Genomic DNA, 1,431 nt, shown 5'->3' on the forward strand with positions numbered 1-1,431 from the left:
TTCCTACTCAGTGATATGATCGGGTATTGTCCAATACCCCACCCAACCGCTAAGATCAGTAGTGTGCATGCCAATCTGGTCGAACCAGTTAGGCTCTATTTCACGACTGCCTTCGGATCGAGGCTGCCTCCTTCATCGACCGATTCCGCCACTGCCGCACGCACCAGCGCCCCGGCCGCCCACTGTGCGACCGACATCGTCCGGCGGCTGTCCAGCCCCCAGATATCCTTGAGCACGATCAGCACCTCGACGCCGAAGATAAGCGACAGCGCCTGTGCCAGCCGCTTGAAGTCGCGCGGCGGCAAACGGCCCTTGAGCGGCGAGAGCGCATCCTTCAGCAGGTCGATGCGGTGGCCACGCGTAAAGGCGGGCTCACCGCCCAGCGTGCCGGCCTGACGCCGCGCCCATTGATCGAGCGACAGCTTCAGTGCTGCCTTGAACGTAGCCTCGAAGGCCTCGATGCGCGGCATGGCCGTGTCGAACAGCTCGGCGACCCGGCGCTCGGCATCGGCGGAGGTCGATTGCCAGGTGAGGATTGGCCCCAGCCCCTCGTCGACGACGGCCTGCACCAGTGCCGACTGGCTCGGGAAGTAACGATAGGCGGTGGCGCGGGAAACCTCGGCCGCCTCGGCGACCTCGCTGACTGAGGGCGTGACGCCCGCCTGCATCAGCCTTGTTGCCGTCTCCAGCATCAGCCGTTTGGTCCGCGCGCGCGGCCCACGTTCGGGCACTGGGCCGGTTGCCCGTTCAGCCTCGTCGCTCGCAGCGGATTGTTGACGTGAGACATTCATACCAATACGATACGCGCGTCTCAAAAATTTGCAATGGTCCGCATCGTCAAGTGGCCCGGGCAATGAGCGATGGGGGCGGCATCGCGCCTGCCAGGATTGGGAGAGCGCAATGAAGCGTATTTATGTGGTGGGTACCGCGGACACCAAGGGCGAGGAACTCGCCTTCCTGGCCGATGCGATCACTGCTGCGGGCGCCCTCGTTTGTCGTGTCGATGTCGGAACGCGCGACGCAACCATCCCGGTCGATATCAGCGCGAGGGAAATCGCCGACCATCATCCGGGCGGCCGTGACGCCGTGCTCGGCGGCAATGATCGTGGCGCCGCTGTCGCCGCGATGGGCATCGCCTTCGCCCGCTTTGCCCAATCGCGCAACGACATCGCGGCCATGATCGGCATCGGCGGCGGTGGTGGCACATCGATCGTCACGTCGGGCATGCGCGCCCTGCCGCTCGGCCTGCCCAAGATCATGGTCTCGACGCTCGCCTCCGGCGACACCGCTCCCTACGTCGATGTCTCCGACATCATCATGATGCCTTCTGTGACCGACATGGCCGGACTGAACCGGCTCTCCCGTGTCGTGTTGCACAACGCGGCTCAAGCCATATCAGGCATGGCGGCCACCCCGGCGCCACCACCCGAC

2 protein-coding genes are annotated in these 1,431 nt (G+C 64.9%); one reads left to right on the top strand and one right to left on the bottom strand.

Annotation, left to right across the window (positions count from 1 at the left end):
* Positions 1 to 95: 95 nt before the first annotated feature.
* Positions 96 to 791 carry a TetR/AcrR family transcriptional regulator gene (locus tag EN925_RS35665; RefSeq protein WP_127369165.1) on the bottom strand — a complete coding sequence of 232 codons (696 nt, stop codon included), beginning with the start codon at positions 789 to 791 and terminating at the stop codon, positions 96 to 98.
* Between the two features lie 109 nt (positions 792 to 900).
* On the opposite strand from EN925_RS35665, the gene EN925_RS35670 reads away from it, so the two are divergent.
* Positions 901 to 1,431, top strand: a 531-nt coding sequence (locus EN925_RS35670) for a Tm-1-like ATP-binding domain-containing protein (RefSeq protein ID WP_206633124.1), incomplete at its 3' end; no start/stop codon positions are given.

It is taken from the genome of Mesorhizobium sp. M7A.F.Ca.US.006.04.2.1 (assembly GCF_004022915.1).
GTDB classification, from domain to species: Bacteria; Pseudomonadota; Alphaproteobacteria; order Rhizobiales; family Rhizobiaceae; genus Mesorhizobium; species Mesorhizobium ciceri.